This is a genomic window from Ancylobacter terrae, assembly GCF_045108345.1.
GTDB lineage: Bacteria > Pseudomonadota > Alphaproteobacteria > Rhizobiales > Xanthobacteraceae > Ancylobacter.
Genome location: NZ_JBJGXH010000001.1, coordinates 359,665 through 380,689, shown reverse-complemented (window position 1 = coordinate 380,689; position 21,025 = coordinate 359,665). Strand labels below are relative to the sequence as shown.

Here is a 21,025-nt window from a genome sequence, read left to right as displayed (position 1 = left end):
TGAGAGCATCACATGGCCGAAAACAGGCGTGGCGCCGGCGTTGTCGCGGGCGTCATCGGGAAAGCCGTCCGCGGCGTCCAGAGCCGGGTCGAGCGCCAGCGCGAGATTGCCGATCCCGAGATCGGGCAGGATCGCGATGGCGTTCACCCGGGGCAATGGCGCGCGAAGGGCCTCGCCGATGTGTGGGGCCTGCCGCCCGGCTGCCCGGTGCATCCGCTCGGGGTGGACGGGCAGACGCTCTATTTCATCGACGATATCGGCCAGCTCTTCGTCATCCCCGAGGGCCGCCAGTGCGGGCAGGACGTGATCCAGCGCCTGTTCGGAGCGCGCCCGCTCTACCTCTATTGGGCGTGGCCCAAGATCACCCCGCCGAAGAAGGAAGGCGACCCCTTCACCGTGACCGGCTGGAAAGCCGAGATGGTGCGGCAGGACCTGTTCGCGGCCGCCAAGAAAAAGGGCGTGTGGAACCAGGTGGAGCGCATCCGCGGACGCGGCGCGTGGAAGGGCAAGGACGGCGAACTGATCATCCATTGCGGCGATGTGCTCTACATCGGCAATACCGTCGTCGACACCGGCGAGCGCGGCGAATTCTTCTACCCGCGTCGGCCGACCCTGCCGCACCCATGGGCGGCGCCGGTGACCGACGACATCAACCCCGGCCCCGAGCTGCTGGAGATGCTCCGCACCTGGTCGTGGGAGCGGCCGGACGTCGACCCGATCCTGATCCTCGGATGGCTGGTGGTCGCCATGCTCGGCGGCGCGCTGGACTGGCGCCCCTCGATCTTTCTCGTCGGCGACGCCGGCACCGGCAAGTCCCACCTGCAGCGGCTGATCAAGGCCGTCCTGGGCGGCATGCTGGTGCAGGCGACCGACACCACGTCGGCCGGTATCTATCAGCGCATCGGCACCGACGCGCTGCCGGTGGGCGTCGACGAGCTCGAGGCGGAGGCCGACAACCGCAAGGTCATCGCAGTCGTGAAGCTGGCGCGCCTCGCGGCCTCGGGCGGGCTGATGCTGCGCGGGGGACAGGACAATGCCGGCGTCGAATTCCAGGCGCGCTCCACCTTCCTTTTCAGCGCCATCAATGCGCCGCCGCTTCCGCCGCAGGATCTTTCGCGCCTCGGCGTGCTGACGCTGCGCGATCTCGACCCGGCCAAGATCGCCGAGCCACCAGTGCTCAAGCTCGCCGACACGATCGGCCCGCGCATGCTGCGCCGCCTGATGGACCGCTGGGAGGCGTGGCCGGAGCTGTTCGAGCGCTACCGCAAGGTGCTGTTCAAGGGCGGCCACGACAGCCGGGGGCAGGACACCTACGGCACGCTGGTCGCGGCCGCGCACCTGCTGCTGGGCGACGCGGCCATGGCGGAGGCGAGCACGAACGCGATCGACAACTGGTCGGTCATGCTCGGCGTCGACGCGCTGCCCGAGCATGTGCAGCGCCAGAAGAACTGGCGCAACTGCGTGTCGCATATCCTCGGCGCCCGCGTGCCCGCCTGGAAGCAGGGCAACCGGCAGGCGGTGGGTCAGCTCATCGAGGACCTGAAGGAAGGGCGGGACAGCCTGACCCTCACGGAAGCGCAACGCCAGCTCGCCCAGGCGGGGCTCGGCCTGGTGCGCGACCTCGCCATCGCGGACGGCTTCATCCTCGCGGTGCCGAACACCTCGCCCCTGCTCTCCGAGCTCTTCGAGGGCACGGTGTGGGCGGGACAGGCGGGAATAGGCGGCTGGTCTGGCGCCCTGCGGCAGGGGCCGCCAGCCGTCATCATCACGGACAAGCACAAGAACCTGCGGAAGATAAACGGCATGAACGTTCGATGCACGCTCATCGCCCTGCACGAATTCGACAGACTAGGCGAGAGGTGAGGCGAGATGAGAGTGAGAATATCACCCTGCGGCGGCGCCAGCTTCTCTTCAACGTGTGGATCGGCGGAGCGCGCCGGCGCCACAGTGCCCTAGCCGGCGGCCTCTAGGGCCGCTGGCGGCTGGAACCCGGCCGGGGGCGCGCTTCGCCCTCACGATCGACCAGCGGCCGCAGGCCGCGCCGATTGGCGCGCCCCGCGCGCCCTCTTGCATCAACGTGCCGGCCGACCAGGCCGGCGCCGATCCATCATCACCCCAGCCCCCGTCGCGCCCATGAACCCGCACCCGCTGCGCCAGTGCTGCCCCCATCTGCAAACCCCCGCCCGTTCGCGGTTGACGGGTCCGCGCGGCCGTCAGGATCAGGGAATACTTGCGGTCGGGGCCTTGGGCATCGGGTCGGGTAACACCGGCAACACCTCGGTAACACCGCTCGGGCGCCGGTGTTACCAGCGTAAGCCGCTGAAATAGCAGCGGAAACAACCGAAAATCGTGAGGCAGTAACACCGGCAACACCGGATGCGCCTCACATATGCACACGCACGCGCGCGCGTATGGAGGGTGGTGGTGTTGTCGGTGTTATCAGTGTTGAGGGGTATATAACTATATGAAGAACAACGGAAATCTCGGTAACACCAGCGGTAACACCGGCGCGTCTGGTGTTACCGGCGCCCGGCTGCGGCAGGCAATTTATCGCGGGGGTTTTGCGGGTGGGTGAGCGCGCCGACGACGGGAAAAATTCGCAGGGCGCCCTGCCGGGCATCGGCGCCGACCCGATGCGGCTGCGCCAGCCGGGCCGGCCGGCGGGCGCGGAGGCGCGCTCGAAGCGCCAGCTCCGCGAGCACCTGGCGCAGCTCGGCTATCGCGATCCGGCGGTGGTGCTCGCGGAGACCATGTCGATGAGCGAGGCCGCGATCCAGAACGCCCTCAACCGAAACGAGGACGGCACGGCGGTGCCGGCGCTGGAACGCTGCTCGCGGAAGGAAGCGCATGCGATCCGACTGCGGGCCGCGGCCGAGCTGCTGCCGTTCGTGCACGGCAAAATGCCGACGATCGAGCTCCAGCCGGAGGAAGCGCTGCCCGTCCTGGTCATCGAGGTGGGCACCAACCAGCTCGACATCGATCGCGGACGGATCGACGGCGGGCGCGCGGCCGAGCCCATGTCGGTCGGCCTGCCGATGCTGGAAAATCAAGGGGTTACCGATGGCGCGACGCGACCGTCTCACGGGGCAACCGTCTCACGGGAGCGCGAAAGCGAGGCGGATCAACGGGTTGAGGGCGACCATGGCGTTGATTGAAAATCAACGGCACGGCGCTCCCGGCGGGGTCCGGCCTCGTTTGAGCGAGGCGCCCCTCGATCGATCCGCCGGGCCGGTGGCCGGCGCCGGCGGCGCGGCCGCGAGCCCCCCGGGGGCCTCGCCGGGGCTTCCCCCGAGGGCCGCCCCCTCCCCCCCTCAGGGGCATCGGTGCGCACACCGTCGTCGATTTCAGCCCTTCGGCATCCCCGATGATGGGCTGACGGTTCGGAGAGGGCGCGCCGATCAACCGGGGCGAAAGGGGGTCGGGGTTTCCGGCTTCGTCACCGCGACGGCATGGGCCTACGCAAGCGCAGGGGTGCGGGATGCTCGATGAAACCGACGTGCGCTCACTGGTGGCGGACCTAGAGCGGGATGAAGAATTCGATATTTTCAGATATCGCCCGCCGGGTCCAGTGTCGCAGGCGTTTCTGAACAACCAGCGCGACCTCACCCAATTCCTCATGGGGCCGGTGGGCGGTGGCAAGACCACGGTCTGCGCCTTCAAGCGCGTGCTGGCCGCGACACTGATGCCGCCGGATCGCAAGGGCGTGCGGCGCTCGCGCTGGATCGTACTGCGGACCAGCTTCCGCGACAGCGAACGCACAGTGCTGAAAAGCTGGCAGCTCTGGTTTCCCAAAACCTATCCCGGGTCGACCTGGACGGGCGGCAATGACCGGCCCGTGACGCACATCCTGCGCTGGCGGCTCTTCGACGGAACGACGGTGGAAGCGGAAACGCTCTTCATCGGCCTCGGCGAGCACAAGGTGGCCGACGTGCTGCGCGGCCTCGAAATCTCGGGTGCCTGGCTCAATGAGGCGGACACGTTGAGCGACGACGCGCTGGCGGCGGTCGAGCAGCGCGTGGGCCGCTACCCGAACAAGACCGAGCTCGCCGACGAAAGGGCGCCGCGGCACAAACAGGTGATCGGCGACCTCAATGCGCCCGATGAAGACAATTGGGTGCACGCGAACTTCATGGAGAACGGCAAGCCCGGCCGCGTGCTCTATGCCCAGCCCTCCGGGCGGCATCCCGACGCCGAGAACCTGAAGCACCTCGAGGCGGGCTATTACGAGGACATGATAGCCAACCAGGAAGACTGGTTCGTGCGGCGCTTCGTCGACAACCAGTTCGGCTACTCCCGCGAGGGCAAGCCGGTGTTCACTGCCTTCGACCGGCAGCGCCACGTCGAGGCGCGCGAGATTGCCGTAGATCCGAACCTGCTGACGCTGATCGGCCTCGATGCGGGACTGCACCCCGCCGCCGTGATCGGGCAGGTCACGCCGCGCGGCCAAATCCGCATCACCGATGAGCTCTACCTCGGGCATGGCTACGGCGCTGATCGCTTCGGCGAAGCGCTGCTGGATCTGATGGACCGTCGCGGATATCCCCCGCGCACCGGCCGGAACGTGCGTGCCTTCGCCGATCCGGCTTCGCAGTATGGTGCCGACCGCGAGGGTGGCGAGCTGGCGTGGATCGAGAGCATCGGCGTCGTGCTCGGCCTGGCGGTCGGTGTGCCGATCTCGAATGAGCTATCGCTGCGCATCGGCGCCGTGAGCCAAGAACTGCGGCACATGCTCGACGATGGGCGCCCGCGCCTGGTCCTCTCCCCGCATTGCAAGACGCTTATCCGGGGTCTCTCGTCGGCCTATCGATACAAGAAGAGGATCGACGGGCAATTCGAGCCGACGCCGGAGAAGAACGCCGCGTCGCATCCGATGGACGCTCTGCAATACCTGGTGCTCGGCTTCCGCGGACGGGCCGGCGTCGTTGCGGAAGCCGGCCGCGGGGGGCGGGTCGGTGCCGGCCGCGACGGTGCAGCCCCACCGATGGGCCACAATGGCGGGCCGCCGATGGCCGGGAATTTCGATCCGCACAAGGTGGGTGTGAACGGCGGGCGCGCGCGATGGTGACGCTGCGATCGCCGGCGACGATCCTCGATCTCGCGACTTGCGCTGGCAACGGCTCGGCGTATCGGTGGGCAGCAATCCGTTCTCAAGCAGAAGCGGGACGCACCTGGGTGGTTCAGCATGCTGGTGGGGAAGTACTGGCGGCCGGCGGTCTCCTTCCCAACGGGGGAGCATGGTTCATTGCCGCACCAGCCGCCAGTGGTTACATGCTACGGATCACCCGGCTGATGCGTTCCGTGCTCGCCGCCGAGCGTGGCGCTTGGGTTAGCGTCATGACGCCCGAGGGCGAACGCCTAGCCCGTCTGATGGGCTTCATCCCGATATCGCAAACCCTTTGGCAGCGACAGGTCCCGAATCCGCATGTCGGCGCCCCGGCCCCCTTGTAACGCCTACAACCAGTGCTAGCATAATTCGAATAAGCAGCAAGGAACCAGGACTCACCGGGATTGGACAGCTTGACATCCTAAGATATCAAATCGTGGGGAAAAAAAATGACCAGCAGCCAACGAATAGCGATTATTGTATTTGGCTCTTTGCTGGCTACATGTGTAGCACTTTTGATAATATCCAATTTCCTTGGGCCAGTTGCTCAGGAATCTGTTGCGTCAGTATCACGAGATGGCTTTAAGACAGTGCTTGGAGCCATGGTTGGCGCGTTGTCAGTTATACTTGGGGGAGCAAAAAAATGATGAGAGTCATTATCTTAGTTCTGGTTTACATGTCGTTGAGCCTTCGCGCCAGCGCGGCACCGCTTCCATCAACCACCGAGTTCATGAACATACTCATGTCATGCGGAATGGGCTCCAGCGTAAAAATAGATGGGAACCTGAAGGGATCAATTCAAGACGCATACGAGAAAGGCAGAGTTGAAGGGAAATTAAACCAGCAAATAATGACCGACATAATCAGACTTGTTCCTGAGAATGAAAGAGCAAAAGTTTATGAAATATATGTAGGTTGTGTAAATAAAAGATTATCACAAATAGAAATTGAAGAGAATAAGGAATATAGAATTGAGTTTGTTTCAAATGGAATGTGGATTGATAATACTGGAATTGGCGATGTCTATGCAAGCAGGAGCAATATAGACTTTCTTGTTAATGGAGAAGAATATTATTCTATGAGTTTGGACGAGGGCTTTGATGGTTTTAATTTATATTTAAAGAAAGGCACTCACACTTTGACTTATAAGACAGACGTTCGAGCTAGGTCAGGAAGACGAGCTCGGTCTAATTGTACCGTAAGTTTTTCAGTGGAAAGAAATCAAACATTTGCGATTAATATAAAATTTGATGTATATGATAAAGATCGTGACTATGTATCAAAGTGTTATTTAAATAAGGTTTGATATATATAATTTCGTCAAGTGAATAAGAGATTAATCGGCTCGGTTATTTCACAAGCTCCATTGCGACGCGGTAACGGTTGACCCAGCCTCTACCGCCCTAGCGTTGGCCTCCTTGAGGAGGCTTCCCATGGGCGCGATGTTCGGTGGCGGATCGGAAAAGGCGGCAGCGCTTGCGCAGCGGCAGGCGGCGGCGGCGCAGCGACGGCAGTTGGCCGATCTCGCCCGGCAGCAAGGCGAAGTCGACCAGGCAAAATCGACCGGCGGCGGCACGCGCGGCCGGCGTCTCCTGACATTCTTCGACGCACTCGGTGCGCAGCAGGGCGCCAGCACCATGGGCGGTGGCTCCTGATGGCGGACGCCGTGGCGATGCCGGCCTCGGTGACGGCCGGCCTGAAGAAGCGCCGCGACCGGGCGCAGGGCGTGCGCGACCAGTTCCAGCCGCTGCTGGATGACGCCTACAAGTTCGCCATCCCCTTCCGAAAGGACGCCTCGGAAAGCCCCGGCGCCGAGCGGGTCAATGAAGTCTACGACCACACGGCGATCGTCTCCGCCTTCCGCTTCGGCGGCAAGCTGCAATCGGACCTCGCTCCGCCCGGCGAAACCTTCTTCAAGCTCGAGCCGGGGCCGCTGGTGCGCCAGCCGGACGCGCGCGAGCAGCTCTCGACCGATCTCGAGGGCATTCGCGACGTGCTCGCCGCGACGCTGATCGACGGCGAATGGGACAATGCGTTCGCCGAGATGGCGCTCGATCTCGCGGCCGGCACAGGCTGCATGCTGATCCTGGAGGGCGAAGGCGAGAAGATCGCCCGGTTCATCACCGTGCCGCTCTCCGAAATCCTGCTGGAAAGCGGTGGCTACGGCGAGATTTCCGGGGTGTTCTGGAAGAAGAAATGGGCGGTGCGCTCGATCCGCGAGACGTGGCCGAAGGCCAAGTTCGAAGAGAAGCTGGCGGAATATGAGCAGAAGGCGCCGGAAACCGAAATCGACCTGCACCAGGACACGGTTTGGGACGCCAAGCGCAAGCGCTGGCGGCACACGGTCTGGTGCAACGAGCAGGAAACGCCGCTCTCGACGCGCGACTATCGAACCTCGCCCTGGCTGACGCCGCGCTACTTCAAGGTGTCGGGCGAGACCTATGGGCGCGGCACGATCATGCTCGCCATGCCGACGATCCGCACCCTCAACACCGCCCAGCGCTACACGCTTCAGGCGGCCGCCATCGCCATGATCGGGATTTACACGGCGATCGATGACGGCGTGTTCAACCCCGAGAATTCGCCGATCATGCCCGGTGCCTTCTGGAAGGTGGCGCGCAATGGCGGGACGCTCGGCCCGTCCGTCCAGCGCTTCCCCGATCCACGCATCGATCTCTCGAACCTTGTCTTGAACGACCTGCGCATGGGTGTGCAGGCGGCGATGATGGACCAGTCCCTGCCGCCCGACGGGGCGGCGGTGCGGTCGGCAACGGAAATCCTCGAACGGGTGAAGCGGCTCGCCTCCGACCATGTCGGGGCCTTCGGGCGCCTGGTCGCGGAAATCATCGTTCCGCTGGTGCGCCGCCTCATCGAAATCTGCTTCAACCGGCGTGTCATCCAGTACCAGACACCGATCGACCAGCTCCTGGTCCGCGTCGCCGTCTCCTCGCCGCTCGCCATCGCCCGCGAAACCAGCCGCGTGCAGAAGATCGTGCAGTGGCTCGAGATGGTCATGATGCTGATGGGCGACAAGAAACACCACGTCGGCAAGTTCGCCGATGCGCTAGCCGAAGTCGGCCGCGTCATGGACGTGCCCAGCAACCTCATCCTGAAGGAAGAGGAGCGCAAGCAGGCCGAGGCGGCCGACCAGGCGCAGGCCATGGCGCTCGAGCTCGCCCGGGCTGGCATCGGACACAATGGCGGGCCGGCGATGGATGCCGGCCCCACCGAACCTCCCCCGGAGACGCTCGCATGAACCTCGATGTGAACCTCGAGGAGATGATCGCCGCCGTCGCGCGCGGCGATTTCTCCGGCTTCGACAAGCTGCAAACCGATCGCCTCGAGGAGGGCAAGAAGGCCGCCCGCCGCCGGCGCGAGGAGCGCGAGCGCCTGGCCGCCGCGGCCGCGCGGCTCTTCGGCACGCCGGACGGCCGGCTGCTGCTCGAATGGATCTTCCGCCGGACGTTGCGGCGGGTCGCGTTCCACTACCAGCCCGGCCTCAGTCTCGAGGAGGTCGGCATGGCGGGGCTGAAGCGCGAGGGCGCCAACGAGCTCGCCTTTGAAATCCTGCGTCTCGTCGCCGAGGGTCTCGGCGAGACGCTCGAAATCCGCACCTGACCCGATGAGGTTCCGCGATGTTCGGCTTCCGCTTCTTCGTCACGATCTTCCGCGCGCCTGAGGGCGATGCGGCACCCGCTCCCGCCCCAGCCGCCCCGGCGCCGGCGGCAGCCGCTGCCGCCCCGGCGGCGCCCGCTCCCGCAGCGCCGGCTGCACCGACGGCGCCCGCACCTGCGGCGGCTCCGGCAGCGCCTGCCGCTCCCGCCGCTCCGGCCGCGCCAGCGGCGCCGCCGGCCCACCAGGCGGCGGATTACATGGTGCAGTGGGACGGCGATCATAAGGACCATCTCGCCGGCGCCTTCGCGGCGGACGATCCGCTTTATGCCTCCGCCCGGGACGCGGCGCTGAAGCACGGCATTCCGCCGAAGGCCTTCGGCGCGTTCCTCACCGACGTGTTCGGCCCCGCGCTGGCGAACGGCGTGCTGCCGCCGCCGTTCAACCCGCAGAAGCAGATGGAGGCGTGGGGGCAGAGCCTTGGTATCACCGACAAGACCGAGCTCGCGCGGCAGCATGGCGACCGTGTCGCCTTCGCGTCCGGTCTCGGCAAGCAGCTCGGCCTTTCCGACGCCGGACAGGTGGAGCTCGATGTGCTGACCGACACCGCGGCGGGCCTCGAGGTGATCGACAAGCTGCGGGGCCTGCTCGATGGCGACGGCATTGGCGTGTCGGCCGAAGCGCAAGCCAGCCCGGGGCGGGACACGCCCGCCAGCCTTCGGGCGGCGATGAAGGACCCTCGCTACGACAGCAGCTCTCCCAAGTACGACGAGACATACCGCGCGAGCGTCGATGCCCGCTACAAGAGGCACTACGGTTGACGCTTCCTCCGCGCGCCTAGCTTTGCCCCTGCCGGGGGATCACCGCCACACCCCGCGTGTCGTTTCACACGGGGGACGTGATGCAGAAGATCGATGCGACCTTCATCCAGCAGTACAAGGACAAGGTAATCCTCGAAATCCAGTCGGAGGGCTTCCTGCTCTCCGGCACGATGCAGAGCGAAGAGAAGATCGAAGGCTCCAAGGCGATCTGGCCGAAAATCGGCGCCGGCAAGGCCCGCAAAAAGCAGCGGGCGCAGCGGGCGGTGCCCATGAACCCGGATGCCGGCCAGACCGAGGCTCTGCTCGAGACTTGGGAAGCTTTCGACTACGTCTACAAGTACGATCTGACCCGCACCAACGTGAAAGAGCGGGACAACCTCGCCAAGATCGGTGCCCAAGCGCTCGGCCGCGCCAGCGACGAAGACATCATGGGCAAGCTCAATGCGGCGGCGCCGACCGCCGGCTACCGTTATGTCAACGGCGGCGCCAACGCCTTCAACGCAGCCTACGCTCTGACCATGGTGCAGAAGGCCCAGCGGGCGGCAAAGGGCGTGTGGCGGGGTGACAATTTCTGCCCTCTGCCGAGCCTCCTGTGGAACCAGTTCCTCGCCGCCAAGCAGGTATCGAGTTCGGAGTACACCGGGCCTGATCTGCCTCTCGCGAAGATGACCAGCGCGAAGACGTGGAGCGGGGTCCATTGGTTCCTCGCGCCCGATGAGCTGTTCCCTGTGCCGTCCGCCGGCAATGTGGACATCATCCTCTATCCGCGCTGGGCAATGGGCTACTGCCTCAACTTCCAGCTCCAGACCATGTGGGACTGGGAGAACGATCTCGGGGCCTGGTCCTGCCGCATGGAACACGAGGCGGCGGTCGCGGCGCTTCAGCCCGACGCGCTGGTGCGCGGCCGGTTCCCGAACCCCGACGACGGCACCATCGTCTTCACCTGATCGCGCGGCGGTTACTCAAGCTCTCGGAGACAAATCATGGCTTTCGCACTTCAGGGCTGGTCGCGTCTCGTCGCTGGCCCCTCCGTTGGTATCGGCCCGGGGTCGGTTCGATCCAAGTACATGTATGTCAGCCTCGACACGGCGGCTGCCGTCGAAACGACGGGGTATTTCAACGTCATGGCGTCGCAGCTCACCGTTGGCGACCAGATTGACTGCTCGCTTGATCTCGGCGGCACGCCCCGTCGTCGCGATTACATGGTCACCGCTATCGCGGCGGGGGTGGTGACCATCGGAGCTCAGAACGTGGCCTGACGACGAGGTCACGTCTGACGGCGGCCGGGGAGGCGGACCCCCGGCCGCCACCCTTCTCCTATGAGGCGCGCCCATGCTCGATCCCCTGCGCATCGTCCAGATGGCTGCCGCCCGCATTGGCGAGGAGGCGCCGACCTCGCTCGCGGAGGCCGCCGGCGATGACAGCCTCGAGCTGGTCTATCAGTCGGTCACCGACTTCTGCCTCGACCTGCACACCTGGGACTTCACCCGCGAGCTCCGCCAGCTTCCGCAGCTTGCGGGCATCGCCTCCCCGGTCCTCGGTTATCCCTATGTGTTCGAACTGCCGACGGACGCGATCGGCGAACCGCTGCGCGTCGTCGACGACATCGCGACGCCGGATCGGGCCTTCTATGGGTGGACCCTACACGGGGCGCGCATCCTCGCTCTCGCCTCGCCCCTCTACGCGGTCGTGAATGTGCGCCCTCCCCCGGCGCGCTGGCCCGGCACGTTCCGCGAGGCGGTGGTGCTGGCGATCGCCGCCGAGCTCGCCCTTTCCATGGCCTCGAATGACGGATTGCGCGCCGAGCTGCGCGTGAACGCCTACGGGACGCCGTCGCAGGATTTCCGCGGCGGCGCGATTGGCGTAGCTATCCGAAACCAGGCGTTCCGCACGCCGGCGAAGCGGCTCGCCTTGGGCACCGATCCCCTCAGCGCGAGCTGGCGCGGATGAAGCGCGCGGGCCGCAAACAAGCGTCGTTCACCGCTGGCGAGATTGCGGGCTCGCTGTGGGAGAAGGACGATTACAAGTATTTCTGGTCCGGCCTGCGGGAGGCTGTGAACGTCGACGTGACGCCGCAGGGTGGGCTCACCCTGCGCCCCGGGCTGCGGCGGCGCGCGCTGCTCTCCTCGAGCGCGGCGCGGCTCTTTCCCTTCACCGCTTCGAATGGCGCGGCCTATGACATCGTGGCCGATGCCGCCGAGTTCACCGTCTACGAGCTGGCGACCGAGCACACCGGCATTGCGCATCCCTATTCCGAGGCGCAGCTAGGCGACCTCAACATGGCGCAACTGCTCGACACCGGCATCTTGACCCATGTCGACACCGAACCGAAACGGCTGAAACACGCTGGCCCGACGAGCTGGACGCTCGACGCGGCGCCGCTCACCGGCTTGCCGCTGTACGATTACGGCGGGGTCTACACGAACGGCGTCTCGGCCGAATGGGAAATCGAGTTCATCGGCTTCCGTGAAGGGGACACGCCGCGGAACAACGAGGTGGTGTTCACCCTCACCGTCTCCAACATCGAGACGGCCTCGCTGCGGCTCGGCCTGACGGTCTCGGGGCCGGAACAGGCGGCGAGCGCCACGCGCATGCGCGACGCCCTGCGGGCCCTGCCGAACATCGCGCCGGGGATCTCCGTCGTCGTCGTCGATGCCACGGACGACCGGTTCAAGATCATCTTTTCCGGCACCGGCAACGAGGGCGACGGCTGGGCGGTCTCCGGCCGCGTCATCAACAAGGCCGATGCCGCCGTCGTGTGCTCGAAGAAGGTGGTAGGTGTTGCCCCGGGCGAGCCGATCATCTCGGCCGGCAAGGGCTATGTGCGCACTGCCGCCTTCTACCAGCAGCGCCTGCTGCTCGGCGGACTGAAGGGCTTGCCGAACGCCTATCTCGTGTCGCGAGCCGGCTACTACTACAATTTCGATCAGCGGCTCGACACCGCCAACGGCCCGTTCCTCGTGCCCATGGACACCGCCGGCGGCGAAGCCATCATGCGCATCATCGCCGGGCGCGACCTGATCATCCTCACCAGCGAGGCGGAATACTCGATCGCCGATCGGGCGCTCTCGAAGACCAGCCCGCCGGTGCATGTGGAAGCCAGCCGGAACGGCGCCGGCGGCCGCGCGGTCGCCGAGAACGAAGGCGCCATCCTGTTCGCCCTGGCGGAGGGTGGCGGTATCGGTGAATTCCGCTGGCTCGACACCAACGGCAACTATGTGACGGGCGATCTCGGCCTGCTCGCGCCGCACCTGGTGCGGGACGTGGTCGATCTCGCCGTGCGTGGCAAGACCGGATCGCAACAGGGCAACCGTATCGCCCTGGTGCGGGCCGATCGGCAGATGGTGCTGGGCACGCTGCTCCGCGACCAGGAGGTCACCGCCTTCAGCCGCGTGGCCAGCGACGGCGCTTTCATCGCGGCATCGTGCAACGGACGCAACGAGCTCGCGACGATCTGCGAGCGGCCCGCCGGCGCCGGACTTGCCCGGTCCCTCGAGGTGTTCGAGGAGGGGCTCCTGCTCGATGACGCCGTGGCATTCGCGTTCGATCCGCCGGCCGCGGGTGTGAACGGTCTCGCGAGCTTCGAGGGGCGCGAGGTGTGGACGATCGGTGACGGCAACGTGTTCGGCCCGTTCACCGTGGCCGATGGCACGATCGCGCTGCCCCGCGCCTGTGCGACCGTGACGGTCGGTCGCTGGACGCCGCCGCGGATCACGACGCTGCCCCTCTCGCGCGAGGTGGGGCCGAAGATTGTCGCGATCGGCAAGGGGCGCATTCACTCGGTGCACCTGCAGCTCGAGGACACGACATCGGTAGCCATATCCGTCAACGGTGGCCCGCCGATCGACCTGCCGCTGTTTGCCATGGCCGACATTCCGGCCGGAGCGTCCGAACTCTCCATGGGTTTCACCGGCCTGCGCTCAAAGCGGAACCTCAAGGGCTTCCGCGACGATCCGCGCGTGACCGTGACGCAGGTACGTCCCGGGCGCCTCACCCTGAAATCCATCGTGGTAGAGGCGGCGCTCTGATGGCGTTCCTGGCTCCCGTCATCGGCGCCCTGGGCGCCACCGCCGCAACCGCCGCAGCCGTGCCCGTCGTCGGCGCCGCCGGCGCCGCCGCGGTGCCCACCTTTCTCGCCGGCGCCGGCGCCACCGGCATTGGCGCCGCCGCAACGACGGCAGGGTTGTCGGCGGCCTCGATCCTGTCGGGCGCGGCATCCGTGCTCGGCGCGTTCGGCTCGCTGGCCTCGGGCGCGGCGGACAGCCGGGCGCTGACCATGCAAGCCGGACAGGCGGATCTCGACGCCAAGCGCGAGCAGAACCTCGGCATTCAGCGCCGCACGGCAATGAAGCGGGAGCTGCTGACGGTCCTCGGCGAGAACGACGTGAACGCTGCGGCCGCCGGCATCGACCTCTCCACGGGGATCGCGGAGGACATGAACGCGGCCGCCGAGACCAGCCTGGCGCAAGAGCTGTCCATCGACCGCGCCGACCAGGACTATCGCGCGGCGCAGCATCGGGCGCGTGCCGCTGGATTTCGCTCGCAAGCACGGGCCCGACGCATGGCGAGCTATCTCTCGGCCGGCGGCAGCCTGCTGCAATCCTCCGTCTCGTCGGCAGTCAGGGGCTGAACCATGGCGAACCGCAGGGCCGCCTCTCCCGGCCGGTTCCGCGCGCTCGATGCGCAGGGGCAGGTATCCGCCGCCATGCCCGGCGCGGAGCTCGACAATGGCGCGGCGGGCCGCGCCGCGGCATCGGTGTTCGGGGGCCTCGCCGACCAGCTCGGCGTGATCGCCGATCGAGCGGCCGCGCGCGAGGGCGAGGATGCGGGCCTCGCCGCCGGCGCCGCCGCGGCCACGGGCGCGCCGCTCGACTTGCGGCGCGATGGGACCATCCGGGGCGACGCCTACGACGCCGCGGCCGAGCGCGCCTATAGCTGGCGGCTGGCGGCCAACCTCGATGACGCGCTCGGCGAGGCATTCGACGCGAATGCCGACAACCCGGACGGCTTCAACGCGGCCGTGGCGCAGCAGCGCGAGCGCTTCCTGAAAGACCCGAACCTTTCCGACCCTCAGGTGCGCGAGGCTTTCGAGCGGAATTTCGCGGAGCGCTCCCGCACCTATGGCAATGCGGTGCAGCGGCAGGCGGTGGCGCGGCAGCGGGCGGATGCGCAGGCGGCCGCCGATGAGCAGTTCGTCGCCGCGCGCGGCGAATTCGAGCGGCGATCCTTCGTGCTGGGCGGCACGCGCGGCGGTGATGAGGAGCTCGACAAGGAATACCGCGTCAACGCCTCGATCATCGATGGCCAGATGGCGGCGGGCGCGATCACTCCGGCGGAGGGGCGCCGGCGCAAGGATGAAATGCGGCTCGCCGGTGTGCGGGCGCGCATCCGCGGCACCTATGACAATCTCCCCGATCTTGCCGCCAAGGAGAAGTTCGCCGCGGGCCTCATCGATGCGTGGGGCACCGGCGAGGGACCGCTCGGGCAGCTCGATTACAACACCGTCTATGGGCTGCAATCGCAGCTCATCGGGCAGGCCCGGGCGGAGCGCGCGGCAGCCGAACAGGAAAACCTCGAGGGCCGGATCGAACTCAAGGCCGCGCTGAACGACGACGTGGCCAGCCTTGGAGCGACAGGAAAGCCGGTCCTGCTCGGCGATCGGGAAATCGACCCTGTCGACGTGGCGCGCATTCTCGGACCGCGTGAGGCGGCGCAGTGGAGCGATCGGCGGTCGGCGGCGCTGAACCTGTTCAACGCCACGGCGGATTTCGCGTCTCTGCCGGATGGGGCGATAACGGCCCGCCTCGAGGCGCTGGCGCCGCAGCCTGGCGCGGAGGGGTTCTCGGCGCGTCAGCAGGTCTACGAGGCGGCGGCAAAAAAGGCGCGCTCCATCATCGATCTGCGTCGCACCGACCCGGCGAGCGCGGTCGATGGCACGTTCGCGTCGGTGCAGCAGGCCAAGGCGGGCTTGAACCCCGACGCTCCCGAGACCTATCGGCGGCTCGCGCAAGCCCGCCTCGCCGCGCAGCAGGAAATCGGCATCGCCGAGCTGGCCCGTCAGCCGCTCACCCGGCGCGAGGCGCAGGCGCTCGCCCTCGACGTGAAGCGCGCCAGCAATCCCGGCAAGGCGACGCTCGATCTCGCGCGCTCGGTCAGCGACCGCTACGGGGATCTTTCCGACGAGGTGCTTGTGCAGGTGCTTCGGGAAGTCGGCTCGGACGTCGATGCGGAGGCCACGGCCGGCCACCTTCTGCGTCGGATCGGTACGCCGGCCGGGCCTGCCGCCCGCTCGCCGGCCACCAGCGCGGTGCGTGGCGACACCGGGCGCGGCGAGGCGGCGATGGGTGGGCAGCAGGACCGGCCGCAGGCCTTCCGCGAGGTGCCCACCTATCAGTCGATCGAACTCCTGCTGGGCAATCCCGCGCTCGCGGCGCAGTTCGATGCCCGCTTTGGGGACGGCTGGGCTGCCTTCTATCTGCGCCAGCGGCAGAAGGATCAATCGCGGGTGCAACCCGCCCCGGCCGCGGCGTCTCCCGACCAGGGCGAAAGCTGGATGCCGGGGCAATGAGCGACGATATCGATCCGTTCGACACCACACAGGCCGCGGCGCCGACGCTTTCCGCCGGGCCGGCGCCGTCCGTCAGCGAACGCTTCTGGGCGAATTTCGAGCAGGCGCAGCGCACCGGCACGCTGGGCGGCGCGACGCGCGATGCGCTACTGCCGGAGATCGAAACCGGCCGCGCCCGCTTCGATGCCTATTACGAGGCGTTGCCGGGCTGGTCGACCTGGGATGAAGGGCTGACCGCGCTTGCCGGCCAGATCGGCGGCTCGATGACCGGCCTTGAAAACTACATTCCGATCGGCGCCGGCGTGCGGCTCCTCGAGGCAGCGGGCCGATCCGGTACCAGCATCGCCGCGCGGATATTCGCCGGTGCAACCGACGCGGCCATATCGAACCTCGTCATCGACAGCGCCATTCAGGGCATCGAAATCGCCAGCGATCGGCGCGACAGTTTCAGCGTGACGCAGCTCCTGGCGTCGACAGCGCTGGGCACCGTCGCCGGCGGCGCCTTCGGGCCTCTCACGCATCGGGCGCCAGCGGCGGCTGCCGATCGCGCGGCGCCTGAAGTGCGTCCGCCTGAACCCGTCGCCGATATTCCCTCTGCCGCCCCCACACCCCCGGAGGCCGCGCCCTTGGCCGCGCCGCCACCCGACGCCGCGCCGATATCGGCGGAGCCTTTGCCGGGTGGCGCCGTCCCGGCACCTCGCGCGCCGGAGGCTCAACCTTCGCCGCCCGTCACGGCCGGCGCGCCCTTGCGCATCACGATCCGGCCGGAAGAGGTGCCGCCCGCCCGCAATATCGACGCCATCGTCTCCGACCTCGAAGCGCTACCCGCCGCAAAGGAGGCCGCGGGACAGGCGGATGTTGCCCGGTCGCGCGATCTCCATTCGCGCGAGGGCGCCCTCTTCGGTGAGTTGCGCCGGGCGGTGGGCATCGATGACGCTACCGATCCGCGCGATCCACGGCACTCCCACGTCGGAGAGCTGTCGAACATTCTGGTGCGCGACCTGCCCGATGCCCGCGCGGCGGGTGCCGCCGACCAGGTCGCCTCGCTCGAGGCGCGGCGCGACGAGCTCGTCAGTCTGCTGCTGCCCGAAGAGGTCGCCACCGCTCAATCGCCCACATTGGGCGAGCAGTTGCAGGGCCTCGCCGAGGGGCGCGCGCGTGGGCTCGATGACACCTCCGTCCGTGCGATGTCGGCCGAAGGCAGCGGGGAGGCCTTTCCCCGTGTCGCCGAGCGATCCGGTGTCAATCGCCCCGCCGGCGGCGTAGCGGCAAGCGCCGAGCCGCCGAGTTTCGTCCGGCTGAAGGAACTATCTGAAACCTTGCGCGACGCGATCGCCGTGCCCGCCGTGCGGCAGGGCCGCATGACCATCAAGCGCGCGCGGGGCACCTACAATTTCGACAATGGCGCCCTGCGTCTGCGCCGGCAGGATGATTGGGAGACCTTCACCCATGAAATCGGCCATGCGGTGCAGGCGCGTTTCGGCGGGCTGGACGGCACCGCTGCGGGCGACCTTGCGCCGCTGATGAAGCGTCACGCCGGCGAGCTCGAGCCCATGGCCTATGTCGGCGCCAATCCGGCGCACAAGCTGGAAGAGGGCTTCGCCGAGTGGTTCCGGCTGTTCATGACGACGCCAGACCAGGCGCAGCTCGCGGCCCCCAAGTTCGCGGCCGAGTTCCGCGACTTCCTCGCGCGCGAGGCCCCGGACCTGCCGCCGGTGCTCGAGCAGGTGCGCGGCGCCTATCGCGACTGGATTGCCCAGCCTTCGGGCCGGGCGGTGCAGTCGACCATCGCCACGGCGAAGCGGCCCGGCTGGGTGCGACGGCAGGCGGCGAACGTGAAGCGCTACGGGCTCGGCGAGACCATCGCCGAGAACATCCAGCGCGCCTATACCGCGATCTTTGACAACCTGCACCCACTACAGCGATCGGTGCGGGCGCTGGCCAAGATTGCCGCCGAGCAGCAGGGCAAGCCTATCGACCTCGATGTGATCGATGATCCCTACAAGCTGGCGCGCCTGTCCCGCAACGCACAGTCGGCCGGCCACATGGACATCATGCATGGCGTCGTGCCGTACCGTGCGACGAACCCGTCAACGGCCTCGCTGCGCGATGCCATCATCGAGGCGGTGGGCGCGCCTAATGCGCTCGGCCGCTGGGATGACGCGAAGGTGGTCGAATTCGGCGCCTATCTCTGGTCGCGCCGCGCGCTGGGCGAGTGGGAACGCTTCGAGAAGGGGCTCATCCCCAACCAGCCGGACAAGCTGACCAAGGGCGACCATGCGCTGCATGTGCAGGAAGCTGAAGCGGCGAACCCACAGTTCGTGACGGCGGCCGCGAAAGCTCATGAATGGCAGCTCGCCCTCTGGGACAAGAAGCTGGCGGCCGGCCTGATCACACCCGAGCAGCATGCGGACGGGCTGAAAATCCGCGACTACGTGCCGGGCCTGCGCGCCTTTGACTATGACGGCGATCCGGCCGGCGCCGTTTCGGGATCGCGCGGGGGCGACGCGAAGGGCGGCTATGTGCGACGCTTCAAGGGATCGACGCGGGACGTGATCAACCCGCTCGAAAGCATGATGACCGACGCCTATGAGACGGCTTCGGCCATTGCCCGCAACGATGTGGTCAAGGCGCTCGATCGCCTCGCCCGTATCGCCGGCCATGGCGGGGCGGCGATTGCCGAGCGCATCCCGGCGCGCGAGATGCGCATGATGCTCGCGGACCCGCTCGAGGTGATCGAGGCGGCCGCGCGCCAGTCCGGCATGAGCGGCCCGGACGTGATTGCCCTGCGCGACATGGTGGAAAGCCTCGTTGGCGATGAGCCGGCGCGGATCTTCCGGCCGGCGGTGATCAACACCAAGGGCGAGACCATCGTGTTTTTCCGCGACGGCGGCGATCTGCGCGCCCTGCGCCTCGCCGACCGGGAATTCGGACTGGACATCTACCGCGCTCTCAGCGCGATGGGGCCGGCGGAAAAGAACCTGTTTCTGGACATGGCGTCGCTGTCATCCTCGGCACTCCGCACGGGCATTACCGCGGACCCGGCGTTTGTTCTCGCCAACCTGATCCGCGACCAGGCAATGGCCTCCATCTTCTACGGGAGCCCGTTCCGCCGCCTCGCGGGCACGGTGCGCGGCATGGCCGATGAGGTGCTGGGGCGTGAGGCGGCACGCAAGTACAACGCGGCCGGCGGCATCATGGGCGGGCAGGAGGTGGCAGCTCTGCGCGATGGCGCGGTCGATCGCGACCTCGCGGCCCTGCGGAACAAGGGATGGCTCACGCAGCGCTTTCGCCATGCCGATCCGCGCAAGTGGATCAAGGGTATTGCCGAAGTGACCGAGATATCGGAGACCGGCATGCGGCTCGGCCTCTTCAAGGAATTTCACCGGGAGGCGCAGGCGCGCGGCCTCAACGACTGGGAGGCGACGCTCGAGGCCGCGTGGCGCGCCCGCGATCACATGGATTTCGGGCGTCGCGGCTCGCAGATGGCGGCAATGAGCCGCCTGGTGCCGTTCCTGAACGCCTCGCTTCAGGGGTTCGACAAGGTGTCGCGCGAGATGATCGAGCCGGCCTTCCGCGCCGTGGTGACGGCGGAGGATGCCCGCCTCAAGGGCGAGGCCATGAAGAAGTGGGGTCGACTTGCCGCGCTCACCGTGGCCGGTCTCGGCATCCATGCGCTTATGAGCCGGCACGACGACTATGCGGAGATAAGCCCGACCACCCGGGCCACGCACTGGATGGTGAAGACGGGCGATTACTGGACGGCGATCCCCAAGCCCTTCGAGCTAGCCGTCGTTCTGAATGCCGCGGAAGCGGCCTGGGATGCTTTCGCCGAGCACGATCCGCTCGCGGCTTCCCGCTATCTCGATGGGCTGTTCTCGGTGATCGCCCCCCCTAACCTCTTCGAGGGCCTCCCGATCCTGAAGTTCTATTACGAGGCCAAGACCAACACGGACATGTTCACCGGCCGGCCGATCGTGCCCGCCGAGCTCGAGGGCATGGAGCCCTGGCTGCAATACACGGCCGCCACCTCGCAGATCGGGCGTGTGGTGGGCAAGGCGATCAATCAGCCGCCGGTGATGATCGACCAGTTCGTGACCTCGCAGTTCGGTTCTGTGGGGCGCACGGCCATGGCGCTGTCGGATATGGCGAGCGGCGACAAGCCCACGCAGGGGTGGGATGAGGTCTTCCTCACGCGCCGCTTCGTGAAATCCGCCTCGCGCGGCTCTGCATCGTCCAAGGCGTTCTGGGATCTCGTATCCGAGCGCAGCGGGTCGCTCGAGGGCGCGGCGCGAAGCTGGCGGGCGATGATGGACGCCGGCGACGTTGCCGCGGCCGATGACTACCTGGCGTCGCTGACGGCAGACAAACGGGCCTATCTCGTATCCGAGATGATGCCGGCGCCGGTGCAGCGGCTCAACCCGCTGATCCGCGCCCGGTCGGCGGTGCGGGCGATCGGCAAAATCCGACGCGACATCGCCTCCAACCTGCTGATCGACGGCGAGGGCAGCCCGATCGACATTTCCTCGGCCGATCGTGGGACGGTCGATGACATCCTCGCGGATCTCGCCATGGTGGAAGCGCGGAACGCGCTGATCGCCATCGGCGAAAAAGGATGGCAGATGCGCAAGCCCATGGATACGGACGGCTATGTGCGTGAGCTCGAGGCGGTCTCGCCCGTCGTGCTGGGCCTGCTCGCGGACCGCTATGCGACGGCCAAGGTATGGGATCGCGGCCTGGTGGAGCGCGGCTGGCCGGAGCTGCGCAAGCGCCTGCTCGAGGACGGCAGCGATGCCTTCGTCAAGGACCTCGAGGGCGAGGCGAAGGCGGCCGGCACCGAGCTCGGCGGGAAGCGCATCAAGCGCCGCAGCAAGCCCGCCGTGCCGGGCCAGCCGGCGACGGTTGACTGACCCATGCCGC

The 21,025-nt window shown here is 67.2% G+C and carries 16 protein-coding genes; all 16 read left to right on the top strand.

The features are described 5' to 3' along the window. Window positions 1–12 precede the first annotated feature (12 nt). The 16 genes from ACEUEL_RS01760 (at window position 13) to ACEUEL_RS01685 (ending at window position 21,015) form a co-directional block, all read left to right on the top strand. Window positions 13–1,863, top strand: coding sequence for a hypothetical protein (locus ACEUEL_RS01760; RefSeq protein WP_405701533.1), 1,851 nt, complete (start codon window positions 13–15; stop codon window positions 1,861–1,863). Between the two features lie 653 nt (window positions 1,864–2,516). Further along, on the top strand, window positions 2,517–3,155 hold the full coding sequence (locus ACEUEL_RS01755; RefSeq protein WP_405701531.1) for a hypothetical protein: 639 nt from the start codon (window positions 2,517–2,519) through the stop codon (window positions 3,153–3,155). A 323-nt stretch (window positions 3,156–3,478) separates the two neighbouring features. After that, window positions 3,479–5,065, top strand: coding sequence for a hypothetical protein (locus tag ACEUEL_RS01750; protein ID WP_405701529.1), 1,587 nt, complete (start codon window positions 3,479–3,481; stop codon window positions 5,063–5,065). 488 nt (window positions 5,066–5,553) lie between these two features. Beyond that, window positions 5,554–5,751: a hypothetical protein gene (locus ACEUEL_RS01745; RefSeq protein ID WP_405701528.1), complete on the top strand. Its 198-nt coding sequence runs from the start codon at window positions 5,554–5,556 to the stop codon at window positions 5,749–5,751. After that, the gene (locus tag ACEUEL_RS01740; protein ID WP_405701526.1) at window positions 5,748–6,410 is read left to right on the top strand and encodes a hypothetical protein; all 663 of its coding nucleotides are present in this window, start codon (window positions 5,748–5,750) and stop codon (window positions 6,408–6,410) included. The genes ACEUEL_RS01745 and ACEUEL_RS01740 overlap by 4 nt, the downstream gene beginning before the upstream one ends. A 127-nt stretch (window positions 6,411–6,537) precedes the next feature. Beyond that, window positions 6,538–6,759, top strand: coding sequence for a hypothetical protein (locus tag ACEUEL_RS01735; protein ID WP_405701525.1), 222 nt, complete (start codon window positions 6,538–6,540; stop codon window positions 6,757–6,759). Beyond that, entirely contained in the window at window positions 6,759–8,360 is a 1,602-nt protein-coding gene (locus tag ACEUEL_RS01730) for a portal protein (protein WP_405701524.1), read from the top strand. Before ACEUEL_RS01735 ends, ACEUEL_RS01730 begins: the two co-directional genes overlap by 1 nt. Further along, window positions 8,357–8,722 (top strand): hypothetical protein, encoded by a 366-nt coding sequence (locus ACEUEL_RS01725; RefSeq protein ID WP_405701521.1) that lies wholly within the window; start codon window positions 8,357–8,359, stop codon window positions 8,720–8,722. Before ACEUEL_RS01730 ends, ACEUEL_RS01725 begins: the two co-directional genes overlap by 4 nt. A 254-nt stretch (window positions 8,723–8,976) precedes the next feature. Beyond that, the gene (locus tag ACEUEL_RS01720) at window positions 8,977–9,537 is read left to right on the top strand and encodes a hypothetical protein (protein ID WP_405701519.1); all 561 of its coding nucleotides are present in this window, start codon (window positions 8,977–8,979) and stop codon (window positions 9,535–9,537) included. Between the two features lie 80 nt (window positions 9,538–9,617). After that, window positions 9,618–10,484, top strand: a complete 867-nt coding sequence (locus tag ACEUEL_RS01715) for a phage capsid protein (RefSeq protein WP_405701518.1) — start codon at window positions 9,618–9,620, stop codon at window positions 10,482–10,484. A 36-nt stretch (window positions 10,485–10,520) separates the two neighbouring features. After that, a complete protein-coding gene (locus tag ACEUEL_RS01710) occupies window positions 10,521–10,796 on the top strand; it encodes a hypothetical protein (RefSeq protein WP_405701515.1) in 276 nt (91 codons plus the stop codon). Window positions 10,797–10,869: 73 nt separating this feature from the next. Next, window positions 10,870–11,487: a hypothetical protein gene (locus ACEUEL_RS01705; RefSeq protein ID WP_405701513.1), complete on the top strand. Its 618-nt coding sequence runs from the start codon at window positions 10,870–10,872 to the stop codon at window positions 11,485–11,487. Then, window positions 11,484–13,565, top strand: coding sequence for a hypothetical protein (locus tag ACEUEL_RS01700; protein WP_405701510.1), 2,082 nt, complete (start codon window positions 11,484–11,486; stop codon window positions 13,563–13,565). The genes ACEUEL_RS01705 and ACEUEL_RS01700 overlap by 4 nt, the downstream gene beginning before the upstream one ends. Further along, window positions 13,565–14,167: a hypothetical protein gene (locus ACEUEL_RS01695; RefSeq protein WP_405701508.1), complete on the top strand. Its 603-nt coding sequence runs from the start codon at window positions 13,565–13,567 to the stop codon at window positions 14,165–14,167. The genes ACEUEL_RS01700 and ACEUEL_RS01695 overlap by 1 nt, the downstream gene beginning before the upstream one ends. 3 nt (window positions 14,168–14,170) lie before the next feature. Next, complete coding sequence (locus ACEUEL_RS01690) at window positions 14,171–16,105, top strand: hypothetical protein (RefSeq protein WP_405701506.1); 1,935 nt, start codon at window positions 14,171–14,173, stop codon at window positions 16,103–16,105. Continuing rightward, window positions 16,102–21,015, top strand: coding sequence for an LPD38 domain-containing protein (locus ACEUEL_RS01685; RefSeq protein WP_405701504.1), 4,914 nt, complete (start codon window positions 16,102–16,104; stop codon window positions 21,013–21,015). Before ACEUEL_RS01690 ends, ACEUEL_RS01685 begins: the two co-directional genes overlap by 4 nt. Window positions 21,016–21,025: the final 10 nt, after the last annotated feature.

Coding starts and splice junctions, on each gene's coding strand:
- ACEUEL_RS01720 (WP_405701519.1), top strand. CDS start 8,977: ATGGTGCAGTGGGACGGCGATCATAAGGACCATCTCGCCGGCGCCTTC.
- ACEUEL_RS01745 (WP_405701528.1), top strand. CDS start 5,554: ATGACCAGCAGCCAACGAATAGCGATTATTGTATTTGGCTCTTTGCTG.
- ACEUEL_RS01730 (WP_405701524.1), top strand. CDS start 6,759: ATGGCGGACGCCGTGGCGATGCCGGCCTCGGTGACGGCCGGCCTGAAG.
- ACEUEL_RS01740 (WP_405701526.1), top strand. CDS start 5,748: ATGATGAGAGTCATTATCTTAGTTCTGGTTTACATGTCGTTGAGCCTT.
- ACEUEL_RS01710 (WP_405701515.1), top strand. CDS start 10,521: ATGGCTTTCGCACTTCAGGGCTGGTCGCGTCTCGTCGCTGGCCCCTCC.
- ACEUEL_RS01725 (WP_405701521.1), top strand. CDS start 8,357: ATGAACCTCGATGTGAACCTCGAGGAGATGATCGCCGCCGTCGCGCGC.
- ACEUEL_RS01690 (WP_405701506.1), top strand. CDS start 14,171: ATGGCGAACCGCAGGGCCGCCTCTCCCGGCCGGTTCCGCGCGCTCGAT.
- ACEUEL_RS01705 (WP_405701513.1), top strand. CDS start 10,870: ATGCTCGATCCCCTGCGCATCGTCCAGATGGCTGCCGCCCGCATTGGC.
- ACEUEL_RS01750 (WP_405701529.1), top strand. CDS start 3,479: ATGCTCGATGAAACCGACGTGCGCTCACTGGTGGCGGACCTAGAGCGG.
- ACEUEL_RS01685 (WP_405701504.1), top strand. CDS start 16,102: ATGAGCGACGATATCGATCCGTTCGACACCACACAGGCCGCGGCGCCG.
- ACEUEL_RS01695 (WP_405701508.1), top strand. CDS start 13,565: ATGGCGTTCCTGGCTCCCGTCATCGGCGCCCTGGGCGCCACCGCCGCA.
- ACEUEL_RS01715 (WP_405701518.1), top strand. CDS start 9,618: ATGCAGAAGATCGATGCGACCTTCATCCAGCAGTACAAGGACAAGGTA.
- ACEUEL_RS01760 (WP_405701533.1), top strand. CDS start 13: ATGGCCGAAAACAGGCGTGGCGCCGGCGTTGTCGCGGGCGTCATCGGG.
- ACEUEL_RS01700 (WP_405701510.1), top strand. CDS start 11,484: ATGAAGCGCGCGGGCCGCAAACAAGCGTCGTTCACCGCTGGCGAGATT.
- ACEUEL_RS01735 (WP_405701525.1), top strand. CDS start 6,538: ATGGGCGCGATGTTCGGTGGCGGATCGGAAAAGGCGGCAGCGCTTGCG.